Source organism: Nocardiopsis sp. NPDC006938, assembly GCF_042869555.1.
GTDB lineage: Bacteria > Actinomycetota > Actinomycetes > Streptosporangiales > Streptosporangiaceae > Nocardiopsis.
This window is the reverse complement of the sequence record NZ_JBIAGA010000013.1, coordinates 16,934-42,441: the sequence shown is the minus strand read 5'-3', so window position 1 is coordinate 42,441 and position 25,508 is coordinate 16,934. Positions and strand designations below refer to the sequence as shown.

Annotated in this window: 26 protein-coding genes; 12 read left to right on the top strand and 14 right to left on the bottom strand. The window is 70.1% G+C overall.

Annotated features, from left to right (window positions below; all coding sequences use genetic code 11):
* From ACFYL4_RS19375 to ACFYL4_RS19360, 4 genes are all read right to left on the bottom strand, one after another.
* Positions 1-999 carry a Gfo/Idh/MocA family protein gene (locus tag ACFYL4_RS19375; RefSeq protein WP_387519701.1) on the bottom strand — a complete coding sequence of 333 codons (999 nt, stop codon included), beginning with the start codon at positions 997-999 and terminating at the stop codon, positions 1-3.
* 126 nt (positions 1,000-1,125) lie between these two features.
* Positions 1,126-1,995, bottom strand: a complete 870-nt coding sequence (locus tag ACFYL4_RS19370; protein ID WP_387519699.1) for an ATP-binding cassette domain-containing protein — start codon at positions 1,993-1,995, stop codon at positions 1,126-1,128.
* Positions 1,995-3,308, bottom strand: coding sequence for an activator-dependent family glycosyltransferase (locus ACFYL4_RS19365; RefSeq protein ID WP_387519697.1), 1,314 nt, complete (start codon positions 3,306-3,308; stop codon positions 1,995-1,997). The genes ACFYL4_RS19370 and ACFYL4_RS19365 overlap by 1 nt, the downstream gene beginning before the upstream one ends.
* A gap of 331 nt (positions 3,309-3,639) precedes the next feature.
* Positions 3,640-4,137 carry a phosphoribosyltransferase gene (locus ACFYL4_RS19360; protein WP_357769228.1) on the bottom strand — a complete coding sequence of 166 codons (498 nt, stop codon included), beginning with the start codon at positions 4,135-4,137 and terminating at the stop codon, positions 3,640-3,642.
* Between the two features lie 339 nt (positions 4,138-4,476).
* On the opposite strand from ACFYL4_RS19360, the gene pdhA reads away from it, so the two are divergent.
* From pdhA to ACFYL4_RS19345, 3 genes are read left to right on the top strand one after another with little or no spacing between them, the layout of a single operon-like run.
* Complete coding sequence (gene pdhA / locus ACFYL4_RS19355) at positions 4,477-5,562, top strand: pyruvate dehydrogenase (acetyl-transferring) E1 component subunit alpha (RefSeq protein ID WP_387519695.1); 1,086 nt, start codon at positions 4,477-4,479, stop codon at positions 5,560-5,562.
* Positions 5,563-5,564: 2 nt separating this feature from the next.
* The gene (locus ACFYL4_RS19350; protein WP_357769224.1) at positions 5,565-6,551 is read left to right on the top strand and encodes an alpha-ketoacid dehydrogenase subunit beta; all 987 of its coding nucleotides are present in this window, start codon (positions 5,565-5,567) and stop codon (positions 6,549-6,551) included.
* Positions 6,548-7,966, top strand: coding sequence for a dihydrolipoamide acetyltransferase family protein (locus ACFYL4_RS19345; protein WP_387519693.1), 1,419 nt, complete (start codon positions 6,548-6,550; stop codon positions 7,964-7,966). The genes ACFYL4_RS19350 and ACFYL4_RS19345 overlap by 4 nt, the downstream gene beginning before the upstream one ends.
* Positions 7,967-8,063: 97 nt before the next feature.
* Here ACFYL4_RS19345 and ACFYL4_RS19340 read toward each other — a convergent pair whose 3' ends face one another.
* The 3 genes from ACFYL4_RS19340 to paaZ form a co-directional block, all read right to left on the bottom strand.
* Entirely contained in the window at positions 8,064-8,540 is a 477-nt protein-coding gene (locus tag ACFYL4_RS19340) for an SRPBCC family protein (RefSeq protein WP_387519691.1), read from the bottom strand.
* 4 nt (positions 8,541-8,544) lie between these two features.
* Positions 8,545-9,381 carry an alpha/beta hydrolase gene (locus tag ACFYL4_RS19335; RefSeq protein ID WP_357769248.1) on the bottom strand — a complete coding sequence of 279 codons (837 nt, stop codon included), beginning with the start codon at positions 9,379-9,381 and terminating at the stop codon, positions 8,545-8,547.
* Between the two features lie 364 nt (positions 9,382-9,745).
* On the bottom strand, positions 9,746-11,791 hold the full coding sequence (paaZ, locus tag ACFYL4_RS19330; RefSeq protein WP_387519689.1) for a phenylacetic acid degradation bifunctional protein PaaZ: 2,046 nt from the start codon (positions 11,789-11,791) through the stop codon (positions 9,746-9,748).
* 157 nt (positions 11,792-11,948) lie between these two features.
* Between paaZ and ACFYL4_RS19325 the strand changes: the two genes are divergently transcribed.
* On the top strand, positions 11,949-12,539 hold the full coding sequence (locus tag ACFYL4_RS19325; protein ID WP_357769217.1) for a class I SAM-dependent methyltransferase: 591 nt from the start codon (positions 11,949-11,951) through the stop codon (positions 12,537-12,539).
* Between the two features lie 176 nt (positions 12,540-12,715).
* On the opposite strand, the gene ACFYL4_RS19320 is transcribed toward ACFYL4_RS19325, so the two are convergent.
* A complete protein-coding gene (locus ACFYL4_RS19320) occupies positions 12,716-13,915 on the bottom strand; it encodes a multiprotein-bridging factor 1 family protein (RefSeq protein WP_387519687.1) in 1,200 nt (399 codons plus the stop codon).
* A gap of 207 nt (positions 13,916-14,122) precedes the next feature.
* On the opposite strand from ACFYL4_RS19320, the gene fxlM reads away from it, so the two are divergent.
* The 4 genes from fxlM (at position 14,123) to ACFYL4_RS19300 (ending at position 19,885) form a co-directional block, all read left to right on the top strand.
* Complete coding sequence (gene fxlM, locus ACFYL4_RS19315; protein WP_387519686.1) at positions 14,123-15,376, top strand: methyltransferase, FxLD system; 1,254 nt, start codon at positions 14,123-14,125, stop codon at positions 15,374-15,376.
* Positions 15,377-15,393: 17 nt separating this feature from the next.
* Complete coding sequence (locus ACFYL4_RS19310; RefSeq protein WP_387519684.1) at positions 15,394-15,621, top strand: FxLD family lantipeptide; 228 nt, start codon at positions 15,394-15,396, stop codon at positions 15,619-15,621.
* 86 nt (positions 15,622-15,707) lie between these two features.
* Positions 15,708-18,644: a lantibiotic dehydratase gene (locus tag ACFYL4_RS19305; protein ID WP_387519682.1), complete on the top strand. Its 2,937-nt coding sequence runs from the start codon at positions 15,708-15,710 to the stop codon at positions 18,642-18,644.
* A complete protein-coding gene (locus tag ACFYL4_RS19300) occupies positions 18,641-19,885 on the top strand; it encodes a lanthionine synthetase C family protein (protein WP_387519680.1) in 1,245 nt (414 codons plus the stop codon). Before ACFYL4_RS19305 ends, ACFYL4_RS19300 begins: the two co-directional genes overlap by 4 nt.
* Before the next feature lie 58 nt (positions 19,886-19,943).
* On the opposite strand, the gene ACFYL4_RS19295 is transcribed toward ACFYL4_RS19300, so the two are convergent.
* The 6 genes from ACFYL4_RS19295 to ACFYL4_RS19270 form a co-directional block, all read right to left on the bottom strand.
* Complete coding sequence (locus tag ACFYL4_RS19295; protein ID WP_387519678.1) at positions 19,944-20,330, bottom strand: VOC family protein; 387 nt, start codon at positions 20,328-20,330, stop codon at positions 19,944-19,946.
* 94 nt (positions 20,331-20,424) lie between these two features.
* Positions 20,425-20,643: a DUF397 domain-containing protein gene (locus ACFYL4_RS19290; protein WP_357769212.1), complete on the bottom strand. Its 219-nt coding sequence runs from the start codon at positions 20,641-20,643 to the stop codon at positions 20,425-20,427.
* A 181-nt stretch (positions 20,644-20,824) separates the two neighbouring features.
* Positions 20,825-21,058 carry a DUF397 domain-containing protein gene (locus tag ACFYL4_RS19285; protein ID WP_387519676.1) on the bottom strand — a complete coding sequence of 78 codons (234 nt, stop codon included), beginning with the start codon at positions 21,056-21,058 and terminating at the stop codon, positions 20,825-20,827.
* Between the two features lie 133 nt (positions 21,059-21,191).
* Positions 21,192-21,416, bottom strand: coding sequence for a DUF397 domain-containing protein (locus ACFYL4_RS19280; RefSeq protein ID WP_387519674.1), 225 nt, complete (start codon positions 21,414-21,416; stop codon positions 21,192-21,194).
* Between the two features lie 201 nt (positions 21,417-21,617).
* Positions 21,618-21,809, bottom strand: a complete 192-nt coding sequence (locus ACFYL4_RS19275) for a DUF397 domain-containing protein (protein ID WP_387519673.1) — start codon at positions 21,807-21,809, stop codon at positions 21,618-21,620.
* Between the two features lie 10 nt (positions 21,810-21,819).
* Complete coding sequence (locus ACFYL4_RS19270; RefSeq protein WP_387519671.1) at positions 21,820-22,674, bottom strand: helix-turn-helix domain-containing protein; 855 nt, start codon at positions 22,672-22,674, stop codon at positions 21,820-21,822.
* A gap of 531 nt (positions 22,675-23,205) precedes the next feature.
* On the opposite strand from ACFYL4_RS19270, the gene ACFYL4_RS19265 reads away from it, so the two are divergent.
* The 4 genes from ACFYL4_RS19265 to ACFYL4_RS19250 all read left to right on the top strand — a co-directional run bounded on the left by ACFYL4_RS19265 (position 23,206) and on the right by ACFYL4_RS19250 (position 25,465).
* A complete protein-coding gene (locus ACFYL4_RS19265) occupies positions 23,206-23,784 on the top strand; it encodes an ATP-binding protein (RefSeq protein ID WP_387519669.1) in 579 nt (192 codons plus the stop codon).
* Complete coding sequence (locus tag ACFYL4_RS19260; RefSeq protein ID WP_387519667.1) at positions 23,784-24,302, top strand: hypothetical protein; 519 nt, start codon at positions 23,784-23,786, stop codon at positions 24,300-24,302. Before ACFYL4_RS19265 ends, ACFYL4_RS19260 begins: the two co-directional genes overlap by 1 nt.
* Before the next feature lie 102 nt (positions 24,303-24,404).
* Positions 24,405-24,947: an ATP-binding protein gene (locus tag ACFYL4_RS19255; protein WP_387519665.1), complete on the top strand. Its 543-nt coding sequence runs from the start codon at positions 24,405-24,407 to the stop codon at positions 24,945-24,947.
* A 164-nt stretch (positions 24,948-25,111) separates the two neighbouring features.
* Positions 25,112-25,465, top strand: coding sequence for a hypothetical protein (locus ACFYL4_RS19250; protein WP_387519663.1), 354 nt, complete (start codon positions 25,112-25,114; stop codon positions 25,463-25,465).
* The last annotated feature ends 43 nt before the right edge of the window (positions 25,466-25,508 follow it).

Sequence of the window (25,508 nt, the reverse complement as noted above, 5' to 3'; positions counted from 1 at the left end):
TCAGTGTGCGCTCACGCGGACCGCTCCGTCCCGTACCTGGTCGAGCAGGTCGACCAGCGCGAGTGAGGCGGAGGTCGCGGACGCGGGGGCGGCGCCGTCCGCCACCGCGTCCGCGAACGCGGTCAGGAGGGCGTCGAACTGGTCCTGCGGGGCCATCTCGACGCTCTCCTCCGTGTTTCCCGCCTGGGCGCGGAGCACACAGGCGTGGTCCGGCGGCGGGGTGAAGGGCCGTTCCAGGCTCAGGGAACCCAGGCTGCCGCTCAGCCGGTACTCGGCCCGGTAGGCGTTCTCCATTCCGAAGGTCAGGTGGGCGGGCACCCCGTCGGCCGTCACCAGCAGGACACCGCCGGACACCACCACCCTGAGGTCGGGGTCCTCGCGCAGGACCGCGCCGACCACCCTCAGGTCCTCGCCCAGGAAGTGGATCGCCGCCCGCAGCGGGTACACGCCGTTGTCCAGCAGGGAACCCCCGGCCAGGTCGTGCCGGTACCGGATGTCGTCGGGGCGCCGGGGCGGGATGGTGAAGGCCGCCTCGAAGCTCCGCAGCCGGCCGATCTCCCCGGAGCGCACCCGCTCCCTGATCCGCGCGTGCTGGCCGTGCAGCGTGAACGCGTAGTTCTCCATCAGCACGAGGCCCAGATCGTCGGCCAGTGCCATGAGGGCGTGCCCCGTGGCACCGTCCACCGCGAACGGCTTCTCCACGAGCACGTGCTTGCCCGCGCGCAGCGCCGCCTCGACCCACGTGGCGTGCAGCCCGGGGGGCAGGGAGACGTAGACGGCGTCCACGTCCTCGCGTTCGAGGACCGCCGTGTAGTCGGCGACGGCGTCGCAGCCGAACCGGTCGGCGTAGGCCTCGGCGCGCCGCACGTCGCGCGCGGCTACGCAGGCCAGGCGGGCCAGGGGGGAGGCGGTGACGGTCGGCAGGGTCTTGCGCCAGGCGATGTCACTGCATCCGATCGCCCCGAGGACGAGGGGCCGGGGGTCCGGTGACTGGTGCATGTTCGGTCAGTCCTTCGTTGAGAGAGACGGCGTGGGCCGTGCGAGGGAGGGGCGGGGGACACCGGTGGCCTGGTCGCGCGGGGGGCGCGGCCAGGCCACCGGTGACTCGCTCGGTCGGGGGACCGCTCACTCCCTCGGCCGCCCGGTGAGCTGGGACATGAGGTCGCGCAGGCCGATGGGTGCCAGGTCCAGGCGGTGTTCGAACGCCCTGGCCCGCTGGCTCTCGGTGAGCCTGCCGGGCACGGCCGCGGCCTTGACCGGGCCCAGCTCGCGCTCGTCGGTGACGGTCAGCCCCGACACGAAGGAGTCGACGGACCGGCTCGGCCCGATCACGGAGGTGCCGTGTTCGCCGAGGGCGTCCATGGACTCCGCGAACACCACGGCGCCGCCGTCGAGCATGACCACGTCGTCGAAGAGCTGGCCCAGCTCCTCGACGAGGTGGGTGGCGACGACGAGGGTGCGCGGCCGCAGCATCAGGTCGGACAGCACCTCGTCGAGGAACACGTCGCGCATGTGCGCGTCCATGCCCGTGCAGCACTCGTCGAGGAGGGTGACGGGGGTGCGGGCGGCCAGCCCCAGGGTGGCGCTCACGGCGGAGCGCTCCCCGTGGGAGAGCCGCGACAGCGGCCGGTCCAGCGGGATGCCGAACCGGCGCATGAGCCGCACGGCGAACTCCTGGCACCAGTCGGGGCGCAGGCTCGCCGCGAAGGTGAGGGTGTCGCGGACGCTGACCGGGTCGTCCGGGTACATGCCGCGGACGAGCCCGACGCGTTCGCCGACCAGGCTCTCCGGGGTGACGGGTCGGCCCCCGACCAGCACCGTCCCCCGGGTCGGGGGCACGAACCCGGCGATCATGGACAGCAGGGTCGACTTTCCGGACCCGCTCGGTCCGATCAGGCCGTGCACGCGGCCGCCCTCCAGGTGGAGCGACACCCCGTCCAGGAGCCGGGCGCCGTACTGCTCCAGGGTGACGTCGTCGAGGAGGACGTCGTGCATCAGGGCCTCCCCGACAGGTCGGCCGTCCGTCGGCCGGGGCTGGTCCGGTACCGCCGGACCAACTCCTCCACCCCCTCGGCGAACTCGTTGGGGGAGGGCTGGGCCAGGATCTCGTCGCGCAGGAGCCGGGAGTTGCGGGCGTAGGAGGGGTCGGCCAGGACGCGTTCCACGCTGGCGCGCACGCGCTCCCCCGTGGCCTCGCGTTTGTCGAGGTGGATGCTGGCGCCCCGCGCGGCGATCCGCCGTGCGGTGAAGGGTGTGTCCAGCTGTTGGGGGATGCTGACCTGCGGGACCCCGGAGACGAGCGTGGTGAAGGTCGTGCCGAAGCCGCCGTGGTGGATGACCGCGTCGCAGGTGGGCAGGAGCGCCTGGAGCGGGACGAACCGCTCCACGCGCACGTTGTCGGGGAGCGGGCCCAGCCGCCGCTGCTCCTTCTCCGCGACGGTCGCGATGATCTCGGCGTCCATCCCGGACAGGGAGTCGAGGATCTCGGGCACGCTGACGGAGTACCCGGACAGCCGCTCGGTGGCGGTCACCCCCAGGGTCAGGCACACGCGGGGCCGGTCGCCGGCGGGGGCGCGGAGCCACTCCGGGATCACCGACCGCCCGTTGTAGGCGGTGTAGCGGACGGGATAGCGGTCCACACCCGTGTCCATGTGCATGGAGGGCGGCAACTGGTCGATGGTGAACTGGCCGCGCGTCATCTCCTCGTCGAAGCGCACCCCGTAGCGGCGGGCCGAGTGGTCCATCCAGCGGGCGAGCGAGTCGGGCGGGCCGTCGGGGCCCTGCTCCACCCGGCGCCGCCGCACGTACATCTCGCGCATGCGGCCGTAGAAGTCCACGCACCACATGAGCCGGGCGTGCGCGGCGCCGCAGGCCTTCGCGGCGATCGGCGCGGCGAAGGTCCCGGGCTCCCAGATCACCAGGTCGGGTCGCCAGGATCGGCAGAACGAGACCAGGTCGTCGAGCATGGGGTTGTTCATGAGCCGGAACCAGCTCAGGACCACGCTGTCGTAGTTGTCGCGCACGTACTCCCAGGAGAGGTCCTCCTCGGGCTCGTCCGCGCGGATGAAGGGGTCGAGCTGGCCGTCGGCCACCCGCTCCTGGAGGCGGGGGAAGGCCTCGAGGATGCGGTTGACGCTGTGGTCCTGGCCCACCGACACGGCGGTGAGGCCTGTGGAGGTGATGGTGTCGACGATCTCGGGCTGGCTCGCCACCCGTACCTCGTGGCCGGCCGTGCGAAGCGCCCACGCCAGGGGGACCATGCTGAAGAAGTGGGTCTTCTCGGAGTAGGTTGCGAAGAGGATGCGCATGGGATCTTCCATCGGTCGCCGGTCATTGTTCGATGGGACCCTCAAGGCTCGTCGTCCGGAGTGCGGAGTTTCTGGGACTGAGGTTCCCCCGATTGTGTAGCAGGCCTTTCCGAAGCGAAAGCCGGTTGCTTTACGGATTATCCATGGCCACGATTCGCGGTCAATGCGAAAGAGTTCCCGGCGATATTCACTTGACCTTTTGCGCGCCTCTGACCTGCGATGATGCAGGGGTGTGCGGCTTTTTTCGGCTGTCCTGCCGGCGGGACGGCCGGAGATTCGGGCACAAAAAAACCGACCCCCGTAGGGGTCGGATTCCGGAGGGCGGGTGCGCTCAGGCGTCGCGCACCTGGTTCTCGCGCCGCACCACGGGCGGCTCCACCGACCACGGGAAGTTGATCCACTGGTCGGTGTGCTTCCACACGTACTCGCACTTGACCAGCGACTGCGGCTTCTCGTAGATGACCGCGCTGCGCACCTCCGCCGTGTGCTCGGCGCAGAAGTCGTGCACCAGTTTGAGGGTCTTGCCGGTGTCGGCGACGTCGTCGGCGACCAGGACCTTCTTCTTGCTGAGGTCGACCACGTTGGGGACCGGCGGCAGCATGACGGGCATGTCCAGGGTGGTGCCGACGCCCGTGTAGAACTCGACGTTCATGACGTGCAAATTCTTGACGTCGAGGGCATAGCCGAGCCCTCCGGCGACGAACAGGCCGCCGCGCGCGATCGACAGGATGATGTCCGGCTCGTACCCGTCGTCGGCGATCGCCCGGGCCATGTCGCGCATCGCGGTGCCGAACAGCTCGTAGCTCAGGTTCTCGCGCTCGTCGCTCACGGTCTGGTTCCCCCTGGATGTTCCCGCTGGTGTGGTGTGCGCTCGGCGCGTCGCAGGTCAGGGCGATCGCGGCACCGCTACATGCTAACGACGCCCGGGAGTCCCGGCGATGGTGCGGGGCGTGCGCGCGGTGAGGGTCACCGGGGTGTGAGTCGTGGGCCACATGTCCACGCGGTGCGGTGTCCTGGGTCACATTCTTGGACGGAGTGACGCGAAGTTTGGGAACTTTCGCGACATTTTCTCGATTCCTCCCGGTTTGTAGCGAACAGATGGTCGCGAACAGCACCATGTCCCTGTACAGATCTTCCGCGTATCTTCCGCGAACCAGGAGGTTGCAGCATGGCTGGACACCAGGGCCTACTCCCCTCCGAGCAGCCGCTCCGACTGCTCGACGAGTCCGGGGCCCCGGTCGACGGCTCCGGACTGCGGATGCCCGACACCCAGCGCCTCCTGGAGGCCTACACCTCCCTGGTGATCGGCCGACGGGTCAACGACCAGGCCAGCGCCCTCGTCCGCCAGGGCCGCCTCGCCGTCTACCCCTCCTCCCACGGTCAGGAGGCCTGCCAGACCGGAGCGGCGCTCGCGCTGTCGGACGGCGACTGGCTGTTCCCGACCTACCGCGACACCGCCGCCGTCATCGCGCGCGGCGTCGACCCCGTCGAGGTGCTCACCCTCCTCAAGGGCGACTGGCACGCGGGCTACGACCCCTACGCCCACAACGTCGCCCCCCAGGCCACCCCGCTCGCCACCCAGCTCCTGCACGCGGTGGGCGTGGCCCACGCGGCCCGCCTGCGCGGCGAGGAGACCGTGGTCATGGCGTTGTGCGGCGACGGCGCCACCAGTGAGGGCGACTTCCACGAGGCCCTGAACTTCGCCGCCGTGTTCCGGGCGCCGGTCGTGTTCTTCGTGCAGAACAACGAGTACGCCATCTCCGTGCCCCTGGCCCGGCAGACCGCCGCACCCTCCCTCGCCCACAAGGGCGTGGGCTACGGGGTGAACGGTGAGCGCGTGGACGGCAACGACGCCGCCGCCGTCCTCGCCGTGCTGGAGCGCGCCGTCGCGGCCGCCCGCTCCGGCGAGGGCCCGCAGCTGGTCGAGGCGCACACCTACCGGATGCAGGCGCACACCAACGCCGACGACGCCACCCGGTACCGCAGCGAGGACGAGGTGGACCCCTGGGTGGCCCGCGACCCGTTGTCCCGCATGGAGGCCTTCCTCAAGAGGCGGAGGGTGCTCACCAAGGCGCGCCGGGCGGAGATCGCCGAGGAGGCCGAGCGGGTCGCCGCGTACATGCGCGAGGGAGTCAACCAGGACGTCGAGCCCGTCGCCGCCGACCTGTTCGCGCACGTGTTCGCCGCCCCCACCCCGCAGCTGACCGAGCAGGCCGCGTTCCTGGCCGACGAACTGAGCAGAGAGGGCCACTGAACATGGCGACGGAGAAGCTCTCCATGGCGCAGGCGCTCAACCGGGCGCTGCGCGACTCCCTCGCGGACGACCCCTCCGTGTACGTCTTCGGTGAGGACGTCGGCCCGCTCGGCGGGGTCTTCCGCATCACTGACGGCCTGACCGCCGAGTTCGGTGAGGACCGCTGCTTCGACACCCCCCTGGCGGAGTCCGGGATCGTCGGCATGGCGGTCGGTATGGCGATGAACGGCATGCGCCCGGTGGTCGAGATGCAGTTCGACGCCTTCGCCTACCCGGCCTTCGAGCAGATCGCCAGCCACGTCGCCAAGACCCGCAACCGCACCCGTGGCCGGGTCGGGCTGCCGATGGTCATCCGTGTCCCCTACGCGGGCGGGATCGGCGGGGTGGAGCACCACTGCGACTCCTCCGAGGCCTACTACGCGCACACCCCGGGTCTGAAGGTGGTCACCCCGGCCACCCCCGAGGACGCCTACCACCTGCTGCGCGAGGCCGTGGCGTCGCCGGACCCGGTGGTCTTCATGGAACCCAAGAAGCTCTACTGGGCCAAGGACGAGGTCGACACCGGCCGCTCCGTTCCGGGGATCGGCCGGGCCGTCGTCCGTCGCGAGGGCACCGACGCCACCCTGATCGCGTACGGGCCGTCGGTGTCCACCGCGCTGGAGGCGGCCGAGGCCGCCGCCCAGGAGGGGCGCAGCCTCCAGGTCGTCGACGTGCGCTCGGTGGTCCCCTTCGACGACGAGACCGTCTGCGCGGCGGTGCGCTCCACCGGTCGCGCCGTGGTGGTGGCCGAGGCCAGCGGGTTCGCCAGCGTCGCCTCGGAGATCGTCGCCCGGGTCACGGAGCGCTGCTTCCACTCGCTGGCCGCCCCGGTCCGCCGGGTGACCGGTTTCGACATCCCCTTCCCCCCGCCCAAGCTGGAGCACTTCCAGCTGCCCGGCGTGGACCGGATTCTGGACGCCGTCGACGACCTTCAGTGGGAGGACCAGTGACGACCCGTACCTTCGACCTCCCCGATCTCGGGGAGGGGCTCACCGAGGCCGAGGTGGTGAGGTGGCTGGTGGCCGTGGGCGACACCGTGGCGCTGGACCAGCCCGTCGCCGAGGTGGAGACCGCCAAGTCCCTCGTCGAGGTGCCCTCGCCCTTCGCCGGGACGGTGACCGCCCTGCACGGTGAGGAGGGCGAGGTGATGGCGGTGGGCAGGCCGCTGATCAGCGTGGGCACGGTGGAGGAGGGCGCCGGGGCTCCCGCGACCGCCGCGTCCGCCGCGACCGCCGCGTCCGCCGCGACCGCCGACGCCGCGGGTGAGCGATACCGGGAGGAGGAACGCGCCGGGTCGGGCAACGTCCTGATCGGCTACGGCACCCCGGAGTCCGGCCGTACCGGGCGCCGACGCCGCCCCCGGCCGGGCGTCGTCGCCCCGCCCGTGTCCGCGACCGCCTCCGAGCCCGCGGCGCCGATCGCGCCCCCGCCAGTGCGGCGGGTTCCGCTCGTCACCTCGCCCCTGGTCCGCCAGCTGGCCCGCGAGGCCGGTCTGCGCGTGGCCGACATCCGTGGAAGCGGCCCGGGTGGCCTGGTCACCCGCCGCGACGTACGCTCCGCGATCGAGGCGGCCGGTGCCCCCACCGCTCCGGCCCCGTCCGCCCCGATCGCGGTCCCCCCGCAGGCCGCCCCCGCCGCCGTCGACCCGGTCGCGCCGGGGGCCGTCGACACCCGCACCGGGCTCGCCGAGTCGCGGCGGGTGCCCATGGGCGCCTTCCGCACGGCGGTGGCGACCTCGCTGTCCAGGAGCCGCTCGGAGATCCCCGAGGCCACTGTGTGGGTCGACGTGGACGCCACCGAGCTGGTGCGCCTGCGCGCGTCCGACCCGCAGGGGCCGGGGCTGCTCGCCTACGTGGCCCGGTTCGTGCTGGCGGGCCTGCGCGCGTACCCGGAGCTCAACGGGCTGGTGGACACCGAGCGCGGCGAGCTCGTCCAGTACGACGGGGTCAACCTGGGCCTGGCCGTGCAGACCGACCGGGGCCTGGTCGCCCCGGCGGTCATGGGCGCCCACCGGCTCACCACCGCCGAGCTGGACACCGAGATCAAGGGGCTCACCAGCCGGGCCCGGGAGGGCAAGGCGACCCCGGCCCAGCTCACCGGCGGCACGTTCACGCTGAACAACTACGGGGCGCTGCGCGTGGACGGCAGCGCGGCGATCATCAACCACCCGCAGGTGGCCATCCTCGGGCTCGGCCGGATCATCGACCGCCCGTGGGTCGTGGAGGGTGAGCTGACGGTCCGCAAGGTCACGCAGCTGTCGTTCGCCTTCGACCACCGCGTGTGCGACGGCGGTGTCGCCGCCGGGTTCATGCGGGTGGTCGCCGACGCCATGGAGAACCCGGCCCGGGCGATCGCCCGCCTGTAGGGCCGTGGGACCAGCGCCCCGGAGGAGTCGGCACCTCCGGGGCGCTCCCCCCTGCCCGCTGTGGTCCCGTCCCCGAGCCCCTCCCGGGCCCCGGCTCTCAGCCGCCGGGCGCCTCCAGCGCGGCGCGCATACGGGCGAGCCTCGGGCCGAAGGCGCCGCGGATGCCGATCGCCACGGCCAGGTCGCCCGCCGGGCCCAACCCGGTGCCGAACTCCACCAGGTCCGTGTGCCGGGCGCCCGCCCCGCACGGCTCAACCGTGTGGGTGTGCCGCCAGTAGCGGAACGGGCCCCGCACCTGGAGGTCGCTGAAGGAGCGGCCCTCCTCGTAGGCGTCGATGACCGCCACCCACCGCACCGGGTACACCCCGGCCACGCCCCAGCGCAGGTCGAGGGTCTCCCCCTCACCGAACCTCTCGGGCCAGTGCAGGACCTCCACACCGGGCGGCATGGCGTCCACGAACCCGGCCTCGCTGAGGGTCAGGGCGAACACCCGTTCCGGCGGCGCGTCGAAGTCCTCGGTCACCCGCAGCTTCGTGGTGCGGCGCGGCGGGGCGCTCCGGTCGCGTCCGCGCACGGGTTCACCGGGCCAGGAATCGCAGCAGCACCTCGTTGAGCTCCTCGGCATGGGTCCACAGTAGGCCGTGCGGTGCTCCCTCGAACTCCACGTACTCGGCGGAGGGCAGCAGGTCGGCGAACCGGCGCCCGGTGGCCTCCACCGGGAGGATGCGGTCGCCGGTACCGTGCACGATCAGCGCGGGCACGTCGATCCTCGCAACGTCCTCGCGGAAGTCGGTGATCCAGGTGAGCGGGCAGGCGGCGGAGGCCACCGGCCCGGAGTTCGCGGCGCTGTTCCAGCTGTTGCGCACGGCCTCCTCGCTGATGCGGTCGCCCAGGGTCTCGTCGAGGTTGAAGAAGTTCTCCAGGAAACCGGTGAAGTAGGCGTAGCGGTCGGCCCTGACCTGGGTGACGATCTCCTCGAAGAACTCGCGCGGGGCCGCGCCGTCGGGGTTGTCGTCCGTCTGGAGCAGGAAGGGTTCGAGCGAACCGAGGAAGGCGGCCTTGGAGATCCGGTCGGAGCCGTAGGAGCCCAGGTAGCGGGCGACCTCCCCGGTGCCCATCGAGAAGCCGACGAGGACCGCGTCCCGCAGGTCGAGGGATTCCAGGACGGTCCGCAGGTCGGCGGCGAAGGTGTCGTAGTCGTACCCGTCCGCGGGGTGCGACGACTGGCCGAAGCCCCGGCGGTCGTAGGCGATGACCCGGTATCCGGCGTCGAGGAGGACGGCGGTCTGCCGCTCCCAGGAGCGGCCGTCGAGCGGGTAGCCGTGGATGAGGACGACCGGTTGACCGGTCCCCTGGTCCTCGTAGTAGAGCTCGACCGGGTCGCTGTTCTCGGCGTCGACGGTGATGCGTCCCATGGTGCCCCTCATCGTGTTGGGAACCTCGCTGGCCGTGCCCCACCCACCGTAGGAGCGCAGGGCGTCGCGGAACACCAATGCCGGTTATGCCTTGGGTGCGGACTCGGTCCCAGGGCCCTCGGGCTCCTCACGGTTCCCGGGTGCCTCGGGCCTCGGTGCCCTTGACTCCCCCGGGCCCCCGGGTCCCCCGTGCCACCCCCCGATTCCGGGACGCCCCGGCTCCTGCCCCCGGAGGCTCCCGTCCCCCACGGGTCCCCGTGGCCCGGGGCCTCACACCGAGGCGCCACGTCGCCCTGTCGTCATGTCGACAAGGAGACGTGGCGCCTCACGGACATTCCGGTGCGGCCGCCGCCCCCGGGCCGCCCTACCCCTCGGTCGCGCCCTCGCCCTTGTCCACCAGGGTGAGCACGTCGTAGGTGGCGACGGGTTCGCCGTCCTGGTCGGTGACGAGCGCGTCCCAGCGCACCTCGCCGTAGTCGGCGTTGGTGCGGGGGGTGATCTGCTTGGCGGTCAGCGTCACGCTGATCACAGCGTCCTCCTTCACCGGGGTGAGGAAGCGCAGGTTGTCCACGCCGAAGTTGGCGAGCACCGGGCCCGGGGCCGGGTCCACGAACAGTCCGGCGGCGAGCGACACCACCAGGTAGCCGTGGGCCACGATCCCCCCGAACAGCGGGTTGGCGGCGGCGGCCTCCTCGTCGGTGTGGGCGTAGAAGGTGTCGCCGGTGAACTCGGCGAAGTGGTCGATGTCGGCGCGGGTCACCCGGCGTTCGGCGGAGGCGATGGTGTCGCCGATCCGCAGTTCGGTGAGGTCCTTGCGGAAGGGGTGCACGTCGCCGACCTCGCGGCGCGAGCCGGTGGTCCAGCGGCCGGTGATCGCGGTGATCATGTCCGGCGACCCCTGGATCGCGGTGCGCTGCATGTGGTGCTTGACGCCGCGCACGCCGCCCAGCTCCTCGCCGCCGCCGGCGCGTCCGGGGCCGCCGTGCACCAGGACGGGCAGCGGGGAGCCGTGGCCGGTGGACTCCTTGGCGTCGTCGCGGTCGAGCACCAGGATGCGCCCGTGCCAGGGGGCGGCGCCCAGGACGACCTCGCGGGCCACGTCCTCGTCGTGGGTGACCAGCGAGCCCACCAGGCTGCCCTGGCCCCGGGCGGCGAGCTCCACGGCCTCGGCCACGGAGTCGTAGGTGATGATCGTGCTGACCGGGCCGAACGCCTCGATCTCGTGCGGTTCCTTGGCACCGGGGGCGGCCCGGAGCAGGATCGGCGACATGAACGCGCCGGTGTCGTCGGCGGCGCCGGTCACCTCGACCCGCTCGGGGTCGCCGAACACCAGTTCGCTGGAGGCCCGGAGGGCGCGGACGGCCTTGCGGACCTCCTCGCGCTGGTCGAGCGAGACCAGGGCGCCCATGCGGGTGTCGGGGTGGTCGGCGGCGCCGACCACCACCTTGGCGAGTCGGGCGGTGAGCGCCTCGGTGACGGCGTCGGCCATGGCCGTGGGCACGATGACGCGGCGGATGGCGGTGCACTTCTGGCCCGCCTTGACGGTCATCTCCGTGACGACCTGCTTGACGTACAGGTCGAACTCGGGGTCGTCGACGGTCACGTCGGGGCCGAGGATCGAGCAGTTCAGCGAGTCGGCCTCGACGTTGAGCTGGACGCCGCCGCGGATGACGTTGGGGTGTTCGCGCAGCAGGGCGCCGGTGGCGGCGGAGCCGGTGAAGCCCACGATGTCCTGCGGGCCGAGGTTGTCGAGCAGGCCCCGGTGGCTGCCGACCAGCAGCTGGAGGGCGCCTTCGGGGAGCAGCCCGGACTCGATCACGCGCCGTACGACGGCGACGGTCAGGTAGGCGGTCTGCCCGGCGGGCTTGACGATGCTGGGCAGGCCCGCGAGGAAGGCGGGCGCGAGCTTCTCCAGCATGCCCCAGACGGGGAAGTTGAAGGCGTTGATCTGCACGGCGACGCCGGGCCGGGAGGTGTAGACATGCTGGCCGACGAAGGTGCCGCCCTTGCCGAGGGGCTCCGGGGGGCCGTCGGGGATGACGGTGGAGTTGGGGAGTTCGCGGCGGCCCTTGCTGGAGAAGCTGAAGAGGGTGCCGAACCCGCCGTCGACGTCCACCATGGTGTCGCGCCTGGTGGCGCCGGTGCGGTGGGAGAGGGCGTAGAACTCGTCCTTGTACTCCATCAGGTGCTTGGCGATCTCCTTGAGGAGGTTCGCCCGCTGGTGAAAGGTGAGTGCGCGCAGCGCGGGGCCGCCGACCTCACGTGCGTACTCGATCATCGCGGCGACGTCGGGGCCCTGGGACGAGATCCGGGCGACGGTCTCGCCGGTGTTCGCGTCGGCCAGGGGGGCGCCCTCGTCCGCGGGGGTGAACCACGACCCCTGTGCGTAGCTCTCCAGTACTTCGGACACGTGACGGTCCTCTCCTCGGTGCGGGTCTGAGCGAACTGTATTACAGACCGATCGGTCAGTAAATAGCCGCCGACCTGGTGGACCGGCCCTCATCAGCGTTTTCCACAACCACCCCGACCCCCTGGCCACCCTCCCCCTCCCCACCTACCGTTGAACCATGACCAACTACGCACGGATGTACCGCCTCGGAGTCACTCCCTGGGAGCGCTACGGTCCCGTGGCCATGGTGCGGTTCCGCTCGTTCCTCGACCGTGTCGCGCGGGAGCGGGGCGGGCCCGGGAGGGCTCTGGACATCGGCTGTGGCCGGGGTCGGTTCACGCCCGAGCTGGCCGCCCAGGGGTGGGACGTCACCGGGGTCGACCTGGTCCCGGCCGCGGTGGAGGCGGCCCGGCGGCAGGGGCCCAGCGGGGTGGACTACCTGGTGGGGGACGCCACGGACCTCTCCCCCGACCTGGGGTTGTTCGATCTCTTCGTCGACATCGGCTGTTTCCAGGGTTTCGACGCCGACCAGCGGGCGGCCCAGGGGCGGGGGGTGACGGCGCTGGCGGCGCCGGGGGCGTCGCTGCTGATGCTGGAGTTCGGGCCGTCCGTCTTCCGGCGGATGGTGGGCGGGGTGTCCAGAGCCGAGGTGGAGGCGGCGTTTCCCGGGTGGGAGCTCGTCGACGTGGAGGACGCCCCGGTGCGGGGGCTGGGCTTCCCGATGAACCGCACCGCGCCCCAGTGGTACCGGCTGCGGTACCCGGCCTAGGCACGGTGGGGCGGCCCGGCTGCGTGCGGGCGGCCAGTGGCGGCGCGGAGCCGGTGGTGGAGACTCCGGGGACGGCGCCGCCTGTTCTCATCGTTGGTTCGGGAAGCCGAGCCGGTCAGCTGAACCTGGTGAAAGGCTCGCCGTTAACAATGGCTCCGGATTGGACGACTGGCAGGTCAGGTGCGCATTCCCAGCCAGTGCGCGAAGTGCGCCGCGCTCGCCGAAGACCGCCGCTGCTCGGAGACGATGACGTGCATGGTCTCGTGAACCTGGGGGTGGTAGCGCGTCTGCTGCGGTGCGATCTGGCGCGCCCGGTTCAGCGCTTTCAGCGCTGCCGCGTGGTCTCCGTCCATCGTCCAAGCGCGTGCCACGTCCTGCCAGTGACGTCCGACCCGGGTGGCCCTCATATCGCGGGGAAGCCGAATCCGGGACCCAGTGCGCGCGGCCTGCCCCGGGTCGCCGCACTCCAGCTCGACAGATACGCGGTGGATCATCACGTTGCCCGGCCCGAAGTTGGTGTCGAACTGCTCGGATTCGCGTCCGATCACCGCGGCCAGCCGTTCGGCCTCGGCCAGGTGCTCCCTGGCCCGATCGGCGTCACGGTCACGCGCGGCCAGGACTGCACCGCGCAGGTGCGCCGACCCGGCCAGAGCGATGCTCCCCTCCTCCGTTGAAGAGCCGATGAGATCCAGGGAGCGCTGGACGCACCGGTGTCCGGTGTCGTAGGCGGCGTGGGACATCAACAACAGGGCCCGATGCTGGAGCGCGTGAGCGGCCAGAAGGGGCTCTCCTGCCTGGTCGGCTGCCTGTTCCATGCGGTCGAGCAATGCGATGGCCATGGTCAGGCCGCCTAGCCGGTAGGTGAGCTGGGAGGCGTTGCCGCAGGTGCGCGCCAGCAAGCTGAACAGGTGCTCACGTTCGGTCTGCGAGGTCGTGGTGTCGAGGGCTCCATAGAGCTGCCGGAGGAGAACGGGAACCTTGTTGAGAGCCCGGTGGGAGTGGTCGTTGTGGCGGTCCGCTCGGATGGAGTCCAGGGTGCGGATGAGCTGGTCGACGGGAGCCGGTTGCGTCCCCCGCGCGTAGGTGCCTTCAGCGAGGAGCGCCTGGAGCGCGGCGATACCCGGAGACACTCCGCCGTCCTGGGTCAGCAGATCGTGGAAGGGTTGGCCGTACACATCCTGAGGTTGGATACCCAGGGCTTCAGCGGTGGCGGCGACGAAGTGCGCGGAGGCGGGTTCGCGGCCCTGTTCGACGGCGCGGACCATGCTCAGGCTGTAGTTCGCGCGCTGCGCCAGAGCCTGTTGGCTCAGTCCGGCGAGCTTGCGGGCGATGGCGATGCGTTCACCGATCGATGCGCCACGGTCGGTGTCGGTCATCAGCAGCTTCCCTTCGGCACACGGCACTCCTGCCGTCAGCGTACGCAACCACGATGGTGCGTGGCATAGCGGACTGGCACTTCACTGTCACTTCGCGCTGCCTGCGTCCGGTTACCGTCGGTAGGGATCTGGTGGTGTCCATCACACACACTGGTGGCGCCGCCTCCTCTATTCCGGACCGGCCTCTCGACTCACGAAAAGGGTGCCATGACGAGCACATCCACCCCTTCAGCGAACTCCCTGCGCGAGGCGATGGTCCGTGAGGTGGTCGCCAACCGCGCCCACGTCGGCGTGCCGCTGTCCCCGGCTGTGGAGAAAGCCTTGGCGCAGGTACCCCGTGAGGCGTTCCTACCTGGACTGGACCTGAAGGAGGTCTACACAGACCAGGCAGTGGTCACCAAACGCGACAACAAGCGTGGCGTCGCCCTCAGCTCGGTGTCGGCCCCCACAGTCATCGCGCTCATGCTCGACCGCGCCGACATCCGCCCCGGACACCGGGTTCTGGAAGTCGGCTCCGGCGGGTACAACGCCGCCCTGATCAGAGAACTGGTCGGCGCCGACGGGCAGGTGACCTCGATCGACATCGACGCCGAGGTCATTGACCGCGCGCACCGCTGCCTGGTCGGCGCCGGATACACCGACGTGCACCTGGGCGTGGCTGATGGCGAGTACGGCTTCGCTGACCGGGCACCGTTCGATCGGATCATCATCACCGCCGGTGCCTGGGACGTCCCTGCGGCTTGGGCGGAGCAGCTCGTTCCCGGGGGGCGCCTGGTCGTACCCGAGCGCATCCGCGGCCTCACCCGCTGCCTAACCCTGGAACACCACGGCCAGGGCCTTTGGAGTGCTATGGCCCAGGACATGTGCGGGTTCGTGCGTATCACCGGGGCAGGTGAGCATTGGGAACAGATGCCCTACCTCAACGACACCGACGGCCAGCGCGTCGGTCTGCGCCTGGAAGACGGCCCCGACGTTGATGTGCGGCCGCTACGTGAGGCGCTCATCCAGGAGCCCACCACCGTCTGGGCCGAGGTCCTCATCGCCTACGACGAAGCCACTGACGCCCAGGACCTGTGGCTGGCCACGGTGATCGACGACTGGGCGTTGCTCACCGCCGACCCCGGCGCGGTCAAGGCCAGAATCGTCAAACCCACGTGGAACCACGGCACCCCCGCCATCATCGCCGCTGATGGGGCGAGCTTCGCCTACCGCACCCTGCGCCGACACCCCGACCTCGAGAACCGGTGGCAATTTGGTGCCATCGGCCACGGACCCTCCGGGCCGGATGCGGCCCAGCAGCTGTGCGCGCTGATGGAGGAATGGGACCGGCACCACCGTGGTGGCCCGGGCCCGGACATCACCCTGGTGCCCGCCCACACCCCCGATGACCAACTCCCGAGCGGACGTGTCGTGAACAAGCGGCACACCCGCATGGTCCTGCACTGGGCCACCACCCCCTAAGGAAGAGGAGAAGGCACATGCCCACACGAGAAGCCCTCGACGTCCTGGAAACCCCCAGCGGCGAGTTCACCCTCCTGCCCCAGCCGGGCCAGGAGGACCCCTTCGATCTGGGCCTGCACACCCGCGCCCTGGTCGCGACCGGCTTCACCTGGTCGATGACCAACGACGGCTGCAACCCCACCTGTCAGAGCGCCTGCTCGCCCAGCTGCACCGATGAGGGCAACAGCGAGGAAAGCGACAGCTGACGTTCTCACCGTGGGTCGCCCCTGGCCACCGGCCGGGGGCGGCCGCGCGTCCCACACCCCCCACAGCACCTTCGGGAGATCGCTTCGTGTACCGCCTCCTGCATGCCGCTGCCCTCACCCTCCGCGCCACCACCCGACTCCCCATCGACGACCCCGCTCCCTGGCCGGACCCCGACCGCGCGGACCCCGAGCAGCTCCGCACCTGGACTGTGGACACCTGGCAGACCAGCCCCGGACTCGCTGATGCCCTTGACGTGGCCAGCCCTTCACTGACCCGTCGACTTCGCACCCTGGCCGGCCCCGAACCCGTGCCCGCACGCAAGGTGCGCCGCACCGCCGTGTCCCTCATGCGTTACCTGCTGCGTGCACGGACCCGACCCACTCCGCACGGGCTGCTGGCCGGTGTCGCCCCCTTCACCACAGGTGAGCGCACGCACGTCCGCTGGGGTAGCGACCACCGGCCTGTCGCACGCCCTGACGCGGCATGGATCAGTGCCTTCTCCCGCGCCCACGCCGACCGCCACGACCACGACCCCCTCGTGGTCGCCTCCCGCGTCGCGCACCGACAAGGGGATCGTTGGGTGCTGCCCTGGGCCGCTGGCATCAGCAACCCCCAGACCGCGGTATCGGAATCGGTACGCCACACCCCGGTGGTAGCCCACCTCATGACATCCGCCCAACACCCCACCCGAGTCGGCGTTCTCATCGACGGGCTCGCCCATGCCTATCCCGACACCGACCGGGAGGTGATCACCGACGCCGTAGACCTGCTGCTGCAACGCCGCTTCCTCATCAGCGCCGCCCGCCCCCCGTCCTGGGCCACCGAACCTCTGCGCCATCTGGCCCAGCACCAGCCACTCCACTCGGCGCTCCAGGACGCCTGTGCTGCCCTGGAGGACCACAACCACCCCGCCACCCCATCCGAGCAGCGGAGGGCCCTACGCCCGACCGTGATCGAACACCTGGCCCGAGCCCACCCCGATGACGCCGCGCTGGCGGTGGACACCCGCCTTGACGTCGACCTCACCCTGCCCGCTGCCGCCCTTTCTCCGGCCTTGGAGGCGACCCGCCACCTGGCCCGGCTGGCCCCCGACCAGGAAGGTGACCCTGTGTGGGTCGACTACCACACACGGTGCCTGGAGGCGTACGGCCCCGGTGCCCAGGTACCGCTCCTGGACCTCATCAGCACTCCAGGGATCGGCCTCCCGGCCACCTACCGCGGCTCCCACCTTTCCCCACCCAGGGCCAGCGGACACAACAGGCAACGGAACCGGGCCCTGCTTGCCGCCGCCCACACCGCGGCCCTGCACGGCCTCACCGAGATCGTCGTGGAGGACACGCCCGCCCTGGATGCCTTGAACCCACCAGCCCGACCCGCCCCACACCTCGAGCTGCGTCTGCAAGTGCACGCCGCCACCCCCGGCGTCATCGACGCGGGTGAACACACTCTGTGGATCACCGGTGTCTCCCGGAGCGTGGGCACCCTCACCGGACGCTTCTCCCACCTGCCCGGCATGGCTGACCACAACGCCTTCACCACCCTGCCCACCCTCACCCGTGGCGCACTACCGGTGCAGATCCTCGCCCCGCCCATGGCCGATACCGCCACCCACATCAGCCGCGCCCTTCCCCTGGCGCCGTACGTGCTGCCCATCGACGAACACCCACCTCCCGGAAAGGAAGCGATCGCCCTGCCCCACCTCATGGTGCGCATCGACACCGACCGGCTACGGCTGGTCGACACCGATCGGGACCGAGTCATCGAACCCTTCCTGGCCTCGGCGCTGGAACCGCACCACTACACCCACCCGCTCGCCCGCTTGTGCTACGAGCTGCCCCGCGCTCGCACCACACCGCACCTGATGTTCACCTGGCCCGCGACCACCAGCACCTACACCCACCTGCCCCGCATGCGCACCGGCCCCGTCATCGTGGCCCCGGCCCAGTGGCGTGTGAACGCCACCGACGACCTCCACCGCATCCGCCCGGCCCTGCCTTCACGGGTGCTGCTCATCGACGGCGAACGCCACCTCGCCCTGGACCTGGATCAACCCGCCCACCGTCACCTGTTGCGCGCCCACCTGGACCGCCATCACACTGCCACCCTCACCGAAGCACCCGCTCTTGACGCCTCCGGCTGGTGCCAGGGCCGTGCCCACGAGATCGTCCTCCCCCTGGTCTGCACCGCACCCCCCACACCTGTTCCGACCCGCCTGCAACTCCCCGTGCCCGCCAAGCAGACCACCCCCGCAAGGCCGGACAGGCAATGGATGAGCGTGCACCTGTACACCGACCCGCACCTGTTCACCCCCCTGCTCACCGACCACATGACCCACGTGTGGTCCCTGCTCGGCCACACCCCCCAGTGGTGGTTCGTGCGCTACAACGACTCCGTCGGCCCACACCTCAGACTCCGCCTGCACACCCCACCAGGCCACCCCGACCCGACCCACACCCTGGGCGCCTGGGCTGAGAACCTGCGTACGGCGGGCATGCTGCGCTCCTGGTCCCTGCACCCCTACCTGCCCGAAACCGGCCGCTACGGCGAAGGCGCCGCCCTGGCGTCCGCACACACCCTCTTCGAGGCCGATGCGGCCGCGGCTCTGACCCAGCTCCGAGCCGCAGACCACGATCCGTCCCGCACCCACGCCCTCACCGCGGTCTCCCTGCTCCACCTGATCACCACCGCCCAGAACACCAACTGGGCTGTGAACCATCTGCCCCGCTCCCGCACCCCCTTGGACCGGCCCACCCTGGCCCTCGCCGAACAGCTGTGGGAACAACTCCTTACCCGAACACTCCCCGAGCCCCTGTTCCAGGCCTGGCGCGAACGCACCACCGCACTCACCACCTACCTGCACCACCTCGGCTCCGCCTCAGCCACCACGGTGCTGCCCTCCCTGCTCCACATGCACCACAACCGTGTCCACGGCCCCGACCGCGACGACGAACACCGCACCCACGCCTTGGCCCGCACCATCGCCCTGGCCCACCAGCACCGGCACGAGACAGCCCCCCGGTGACCGCCCGCCTGACTGCGCTCCTGGAATCCCTGGCCAACCCTGACACCGCATCCGCCGCCCCTGCGTTGTGCCTGGCCACGGGCCCCCTGGGCCCAGCGCTGCTGCACCTGATGCACGACCCCGACCGGGCCCACCCCTGGATCGAGGCCGCCACCTCAGGCGGCCTGACCACCGACCGCGCCACCCTGTTCTATGGACTTCCGGCCCTTGCCTTCGTTCTGTCCTACGCCCCCGAGGACCGCTACACGCGCGACCGGGCACTACTCACCCGGCACCTGACCGATCTTGCCCACCACCGCACCCGGACCGCACACCAGCGCATCGACCAACACCGCACACCCACCTACAGCGAATACGACCTGGTCAGCGGACTAACTGGCATCGGAGTCGCGCTGATGCGCACCGCCCCCCACAGCACAGCTCTGGAGCAGGTCCTGACCTACCTCGTCCGTCTGACCGAACCCCTGCCCACCGACCAAGGGCACAAGCCCGGCTGGTGGGTCCACCACGATCCCCGCATGATCGACGACGACGCCTTCCCCCACGGCCACATGAACCTAGGAATGGCTCACGGCATCAGCGGAGTGCTGGCCTTCCTCGCCCTCGACCACCGCGCAGGCCGCCACGTCCCCGGACAGCAGGGCGCCATCCGACGCCTGTGTGAGACCCTTGACCTGTGGCAACGTAGAGACGCCCACGGCTCATGGTGGCCCGGTTGGGTCACCACACCCAACCCCGAGCAGCAGCCACAGCCGTTGAACCGCCCAGGTCCGCCCTCCTGGTGCTACGGCGCCCCGGGAATCGCCCGGGCACGCCAACTCGCCGGCCGCGCGCTCCAGGACTACACGCTGCAACACACCGCTGAACACGCACTCCTGGCGTGCCTCCAACGCGCCAAACATCAAAACTCCAGCAGCGATGATGGCTTGTGCCACGGTAGTTCCGGTCTCCTCCAAGCACTGCTCCGCGCCACCCACGACCACGCAACAACAACGAAGGCCAGCGAGTTAGCGCAAGCCACCGATGAAATTCAGGCCGCTCTCATGGAGAGCCCTCGCTCAGGAGAGGCAACGGACATCGGACTGCTCGAAGGTCGCACCGGAACAGCTCTAGTCCTGTCCACCCGCACAGGCTCACCTACACCCGCTTGGGACGCCCTTCTCCTGCTTGCTAATGAACCCCACCACGCACACGAACCAGCCCCATCCGTGCGAGGACGAGCAGGGCCTGATCAGCGATGACGTATCCGAGGTTCGCGCCGCCGCTCCCTACGCGTCCCGGTGATTTCCGGTGCTCTGTTCAGGGGGCGGTGACCGAGGACGGGGCTTCGGCCAGGGAGAGTGTGTTGCCGTCCGGGTCGTGGACGTCGACGTGGCGGACGCCGTTGCCGTAGGTCTCCACCGGGTCGTGCCCGAAGCCCTGGGAGGTCAGGCGGGCGAGGATCTCGTCCAGTCCCTCGACCCCCACGGTGAGGAGGGAGTTTCCGGCGCGCTCGGGATGGGCGGCGATGACGACCCAGGCGGTGTCGGAGATCTGCCAGAGGGTCTCCTCGCCGATGATCTCGTCCGCTGGGCGCCCGAAGAAGGCGGTGTACCAGGGGAGGGAGGCGGCGGGGTCGGTGACCGGGAGCACCGAGTAGAGGTGCGTCATCCGTGCCGTCCGGGTCGGGTGATTCTGCTGAGCCATGAGTGTGCTGCCCCTTCGCCTGGTGTCATCCGAAGTTCCCGGGCAGCACACCCTCCACACCCGTGACGGCGGGGTCCTGCTCTTCTCGAGAGGTTCAGGGGCGGGTGGTGGTGCGGAGGAGCGCGGACCATTCCGTTGGGGGGAAGGTCAGCGTGGACAGATGGCGGTGCCGGGTGTCGCGGACGGCGGCCCCGGTGGGGAGGTCGGCGACCTCGACACAGTCGTTCCCGGTCCCGCTGTAGCTGCTCTTGCGGAAGGTGAGTCCGGTGGTGTGGGGGTGTATGGGTGGGGCCTGCGCTGGGGGTGGGGGCATGGGCTGACCATACTCAGTCCTGCCCACTTCTACGCCCCACGCTCAGGGGAGAACGTCCTGAGTCTCTGTCCAGCACCGGACACTCACGCTTGCTTCCCCATCGTAGGGCGGAGGGGCACTGTGTCTGCGGGAATAGGAGAAGGGCGTCGGACGAGCTCCGGTGCCCTTCCTATGTGCCTGCCTACTGGGCCGATCGCACGCCAGCGAGCAGCGCGGTCCACTCAGGCGCGCTGACCTCCAGGTGCCCCGCGGTGGGGTTCTGGGAGTCACGCATGGCGGACCCGGTGGGGAGGTCGGCGACCTCGACGCAGTTGTTGCCGGTGCCGCTGTAGTTGCTCTTGCGGAAGGTGAGTTCGTGGGTGTGGGGGTGCATCCGGGAAACCTCTCCGTCGGAGTGGGGTGCTGTCTGGCTCATGCTCAGTTCTGCCCCTCGCTACACCCCGCGCAGAGAGGAAAACGTCCCCTGAGTAACAGCGTCAGCCGAGCCCGCCAACTCAACAGAACAGGCCCCGACCGACTCAGTCAGGGCCTGCTGGAATGCCAGGGGTCTACACCTGGTCGGTACGGATGGCGCCGAGGGCGGCGGACCACTCGGGCCCGGCGAACCCCAGCGTGCCGAGGGCTCGGTTCTGGGTGTCACGGACCAGGTGCTCACCGGGGAGGTCGGCGACCTCCACGCAGTCCTGGGACGCACTGCTGTAGCTGGACTTGCGGAAGGTGAGTTCGGTGGTGGGGGGTGCATGGGTGGGGCCTCCGCTGGGGGATGGGGACACGGGCTGACTCCTACACAGTCTTGCCCGCATCTACACCCGGTGTGCACATGAGAACGCCCTGAGTCTCTGTCCGGCTGCGGTCAGCAGAGCCTGCTTCCCCTGTACAGGTCGGGGGAGTACAGTGCGCGCGGTGTGCTTTCAGGTAGAGCAGGGCGAAGGCCCCCAGCACGTGCGTGAGCTGAGGGCCTTCGCGGCGTTCGGCTACTTGGCGGAGGCGTGTAGAAGCGCCGTCCACTCTGCGGTCGGGAACTCAAGGTGCCCGGCATCGCGGTTCTGGGTGTCACGCACAGCCGAGGCGCCGGGGAGGTCGGCGACCTCGACACAGTCCTGCGTCTGCCCGCCGCTGTAGCTGCTCTTGCGGAAGTTCAGGGTGGTGTGGGATGTCTCTGGCATGGCTGCTCTCTCAGAGGGCTGAATGTCGGGTGCGGATCAGCTCGCGAGACTCGTCCACGGACAGGGCCGAGGCCTGCACGAAGTCGAATCGGCGCGTGTACTCGCGAACCTGCTCTTCGGACTCCAGATAAAGCTCCTCGGACACGGCCTCTAAGTACACGACCGGTGGGTCCGGCATCGGGAACTCCATGATTACGAAGTGGCCCGTCATGGCAGCGTGTGGGCCATGCGCAGCAGGGAGCACTTGGATGCCGATATTCGGCCGGTGGCTGACCTCAACAAGGTACTCCAGCTGGTCACTCAGCTCCGGCGTGACGTGCAGAAGCGCAGCTTCGTCGATGACCGCCCAGAAGGCAGGTGGGTTCGCCCGGCTGAACACGGCCTTCCTCAGCATGCGGGCCTCGACCCGACGGTCGACGTCGTCGGATTCCCCCATGGAGCTGGCCACAGCCATGGCGCGGGCGTAGGACTCGGTTTGGAGCAGGCCGGGGATCGTCATGGACTGGTATGAGCGGATGGAAGACGCCTCTGCTTCCAGTCCGATCAGCTGGCCGGTCCCGAGGACGTTTTCGTAAGTCGCCCACCACCCCTTCTGGGTGGATTCTCGCACCAGGGCAAAATATCCCGCGCGCTCGGCAGGGTCCGTCACTTCATAGATGTCGAGGAGCATCCCGACATCGTCGACTGAGAGTCGCTTCCAGTCGCCCGTCTCTAGACGGGTGACCTTCGACTCCGACCAGCCGCGAATCTTGCCGCTCCGCTCCTTGGCCTCGGCTGCCACTTGCTTCGCGGTGAACCCATGCTTCTCTCGCTGTTGGAGGAGGAGACGGCTTAGCCGACGCCTGCGCAGGGTCGGGCTGACCATGTCGCGATCCTTCCTCACGGCTCCCATCTGGCGTCTCGATCCTATGGCGGTAGACCCGGACTCCGACATTTCACGCACCTCGCATCACGGGACGGCGGCTGTCAGAAAATTACCATCTCCTCTTAAAACTTGGGGCTTGCAAATTTCTGAGCGGGCGGCGACTATGGTGTCTCACCGGAAGCTCAGCCGGTTTCCCGCCCGGCACTGTCCGTACCGGAGGTGTGCGCTGATGGCGCCCCGTTACCTGAAACTCTGCGAGCTGGCGTGTACGCGCTACCTCGCGTCTGAGGCGATGCGTCGCCGTCGCCCTAGGCAGGCGGCTCGTGTGCGGGCTTTTGCCGCGAACCCTCGCCGCCGCCACCCGTCCGGCTCCTGGAGTCCTGTGGTCCCTTCACCTCGGCGGCCGATCGACGCGGTTCCGTTGGAGGTCCTGCGGGCCGTGCTCGCCGGGTTGCGGCGTTTGGTGGTGGTCCCGTGAGGCCCGCTCCGCCGTTCTCGCCCGAACTTGCTCGCCGTGAGGTGGTGGCTCCGGTGGCGAGTTTCATCAAGCCGTTCCACTCCCACTACTTCTCCCGCACCGTCGGACCCCCGTACCGCAAGCGCCAGTACTCCTTCGCCGGACTCCCCGGCCTGATGCCCCTGGTCCGCGCGTTCCTGGACACCAGCGCCGCCGAGCGGTGTGAGGAGTACCAGTTCCTGTTCACCCTCCTGGGTTGCGAGTTGGCGAACAACGCCATCGCCCACTCACGGTCGAGCGAGCGGGGCAGTACGTACACGTTGACGGTGGATCGGGGTGCGAAGGGGATGACGTTGATCTGCCGTGACCAGGGCAGCCGTCTGCCGCAGGAGAAGGGCAACTTCACCGCCGCCACGTTCGAGGAGATCGAGGCGGGCACTGCGACGGGTCGGGGGTTGGCGCTGATCGACGCTCTTGCGGACCGGTGGGGCGACAACGGGGACCCGAAGTTCCGGCAGGTGTGGTTCTTCCTGGCCTACGACCTGACCGACAACCCGTGGAGCCACATCGACACCGACGACCTCAAGGCCCCCGAGGGCCCCGGGAACGCCGGGAACACCGAGAACTTCCTCAAGAACGAGGTGGAGTGCTGATGTTGGACATCGACACCAGGGACCTGCTCGCGTGCGCCGGAGACGCCCTCACCGCACCGGGGCACCTGACTCCCGCCCAGGTGGACGTGTGGCACAACCACACCCTGCGCAACCGCATGCCTCTGGTGCTGGAGGCGCTGCGGATCGCCGGAGACGAAGGCGACGCCGAACGGGCCATGGCGCTCATCGACCAGGCCGTACACGACTACCCCGCCCCCACCCGGGTCCCTGGGAACAGGCCGGTCCCGGGATCGGTGCCGAGGCAGACCACCCCCGCCCAGACGTTCCCGGTCCTCGAACGCGAGTTGTCCGAACTGCTGCACACCCACTGGGTCATGACCATCGAGGGAACTCCCCCGAACGAGGTGTTCGTAGGCCGACGCCCCCTCGGCTGGGCGGGCCAGGGTGACCCCTTCGAGAGGATCACCGCCCCCACCCGCACCGAACTCTTCCGGCTGTTGGCCCAGCGCCACCGCGCCGACCACCAGCACGACCCAGAACCCCCAACCGCAGCCTGAAGTCTGACCAAGGCGTTCACGAAAAAGGCTCTGGCGGGTGCGCAAACACCCCCAGAGCAGGCCGACAACACCAACCCCGTTGAAGAGAAAGCGATTGCCGACATGGCTATTGTGCCGCACGCGCATGCCCTGAACCACACGAACAACCCTCCCCCGGTGGAGTTCCGGTGGGAGTGCCGGGTCTACCCCGGACACCTCTCCCACACCAGCCAGGTCCGCTCCGATCTGGACACCGACCTCAACCGCCTGCTCACCCTCCCGGGCGAGGTGCGGGAGGAGATGGTGTTGTGCGTCAGCGAGATGTTCGCCAACGCCTGCGAGCACTCCCGCTCCGGACAGGACCCCGAAGGCCGGGTGGTCCGCACCCTGGAGACACCGGTCCCGGGCCTGGTGAGGGTGTCGATCATCGACGACGGCACCCGCACCGACACCACCACCGACTCCCTCCCGAGGGTCCCGCGCAGGCGCACCCGCAAGGACTGGGAGCAGGACGAACGCGGACGTGGCCTGCTCATGGTCGGTGAGCTGGCGTCGAAGTGGGGGTTCCGGCCGGTGCTGGACTTCCCCTTCTGTGAAGGACTGGGCACGGTCATCTGGGCCGAGTTCACCCTCCCGGCCTCGGCCACCGCTGGGGGCACCCGATGACGGCGCACATCAGCGCTCAGGTTCGTGCCGAGGTGCGGTCGGTTCTGACCGCCCCGCGAGGCCACCGCTTCACCCGACCGGCCGGGCGTCCGCTGAGGGCCCTCCCGGTTCCGACGAAGGAACCCCAGACGGAGGCACCCCAAGCGGAGGCAGCCCACTCGGAGATGCCCTGGGAGGAGACCCACCAGGCCCGCCAGGAACGCCTGCTGCGCCAGATGCACGGCAACCCCCGGGTGGCGTACATGCTCCAACACGGACCGGTCCCGCACTGGGTCAAGGTCGCCCGCCAACACCGCGAACAGAAGGCCCGCGAAGCCCGACAGGCCGCCACCGACGCCCGAACCGAGCTGACCGAGACGGAACCGCAGCCCGCCGCCCGCCCCCGGGGTCGTCACCGGGCGCCCCGCCGCTGGTGGGGCTGGCCCGCCACCGCCCTCGGAACCGTCCTCCTCCTGGGCCAGACCGCCATGGAAACCCTGGGAGCGAGCCTGGCCCCCGACATCGGCATCCCGATCTAACCCGACAGCGAGAACAGGCCCGGTACACATCGCACGACCAACC

Coding starts and splice junctions, on each gene's coding strand:
- ACFYL4_RS19290 (WP_357769212.1), bottom strand. CDS start 20,643: ATGCCCCCACCCCCAGCGCAGGCCCCACCCATACACCCCCACACCACC.
- fxlM (WP_387519686.1), top strand. CDS start 14,123: ATGACGAGCACATCCACCCCTTCAGCGAACTCCCTGCGCGAGGCGATG.
- ACFYL4_RS19275 (WP_387519673.1), bottom strand. CDS start 21,809: ATGCCAGAGACATCCCACACCACCCTGAACTTCCGCAAGAGCAGCTAC.
- ACFYL4_RS19255 (WP_387519665.1), top strand. CDS start 24,405: ATGGCTATTGTGCCGCACGCGCATGCCCTGAACCACACGAACAACCCT.
- ACFYL4_RS19320 (WP_387519687.1), bottom strand. CDS start 13,915: ATGACCGACACCGACCGTGGCGCATCGATCGGTGAACGCATCGCCATC.
- ACFYL4_RS19260 (WP_387519667.1), top strand. CDS start 23,784: ATGTTGGACATCGACACCAGGGACCTGCTCGCGTGCGCCGGAGACGCC.
- ACFYL4_RS19325 (WP_357769217.1), top strand. CDS start 11,949: ATGACCAACTACGCACGGATGTACCGCCTCGGAGTCACTCCCTGGGAG.
- ACFYL4_RS19370 (WP_387519699.1), bottom strand. CDS start 1,995: ATGCACGACGTCCTCCTCGACGACGTCACCCTGGAGCAGTACGGCGCC.
- ACFYL4_RS19295 (WP_387519678.1), bottom strand. CDS start 20,330: ATGGCTCAGCAGAATCACCCGACCCGGACGGCACGGATGACGCACCTC.
- pdhA (WP_387519695.1), top strand. CDS start 4,477: ATGGCTGGACACCAGGGCCTACTCCCCTCCGAGCAGCCGCTCCGACTG.
- ACFYL4_RS19270 (WP_387519671.1), bottom strand. CDS start 22,674: ATGGTCAGCCCGACCCTGCGCAGGCGTCGGCTAAGCCGTCTCCTCCTC.
- ACFYL4_RS19335 (WP_357769248.1), bottom strand. CDS start 9,381: ATGGGACGCATCACCGTCGACGCCGAGAACAGCGACCCGGTCGAGCTC.
- ACFYL4_RS19310 (WP_387519684.1), top strand. CDS start 15,394: ATGCCCACACGAGAAGCCCTCGACGTCCTGGAAACCCCCAGCGGCGAG.
- ACFYL4_RS19365 (WP_387519697.1), bottom strand. CDS start 3,308: ATGCGCATCCTCTTCGCAACCTACTCCGAGAAGACCCACTTCTTCAGC.
- ACFYL4_RS19250 (WP_387519663.1), top strand. CDS start 25,112: ATGCCCTGGGAGGAGACCCACCAGGCCCGCCAGGAACGCCTGCTGCGC.
- ACFYL4_RS19375 (WP_387519701.1), bottom strand. CDS start 999: ATGCACCAGTCACCGGACCCCCGGCCCCTCGTCCTCGGGGCGATCGGA.
- ACFYL4_RS19350 (WP_357769224.1), top strand. CDS start 5,565: ATGGCGACGGAGAAGCTCTCCATGGCGCAGGCGCTCAACCGGGCGCTG.
- ACFYL4_RS19285 (WP_387519676.1), bottom strand. CDS start 21,058: ATGAGCCAGACAGCACCCCACTCCGACGGAGAGGTTTCCCGGATGCAC.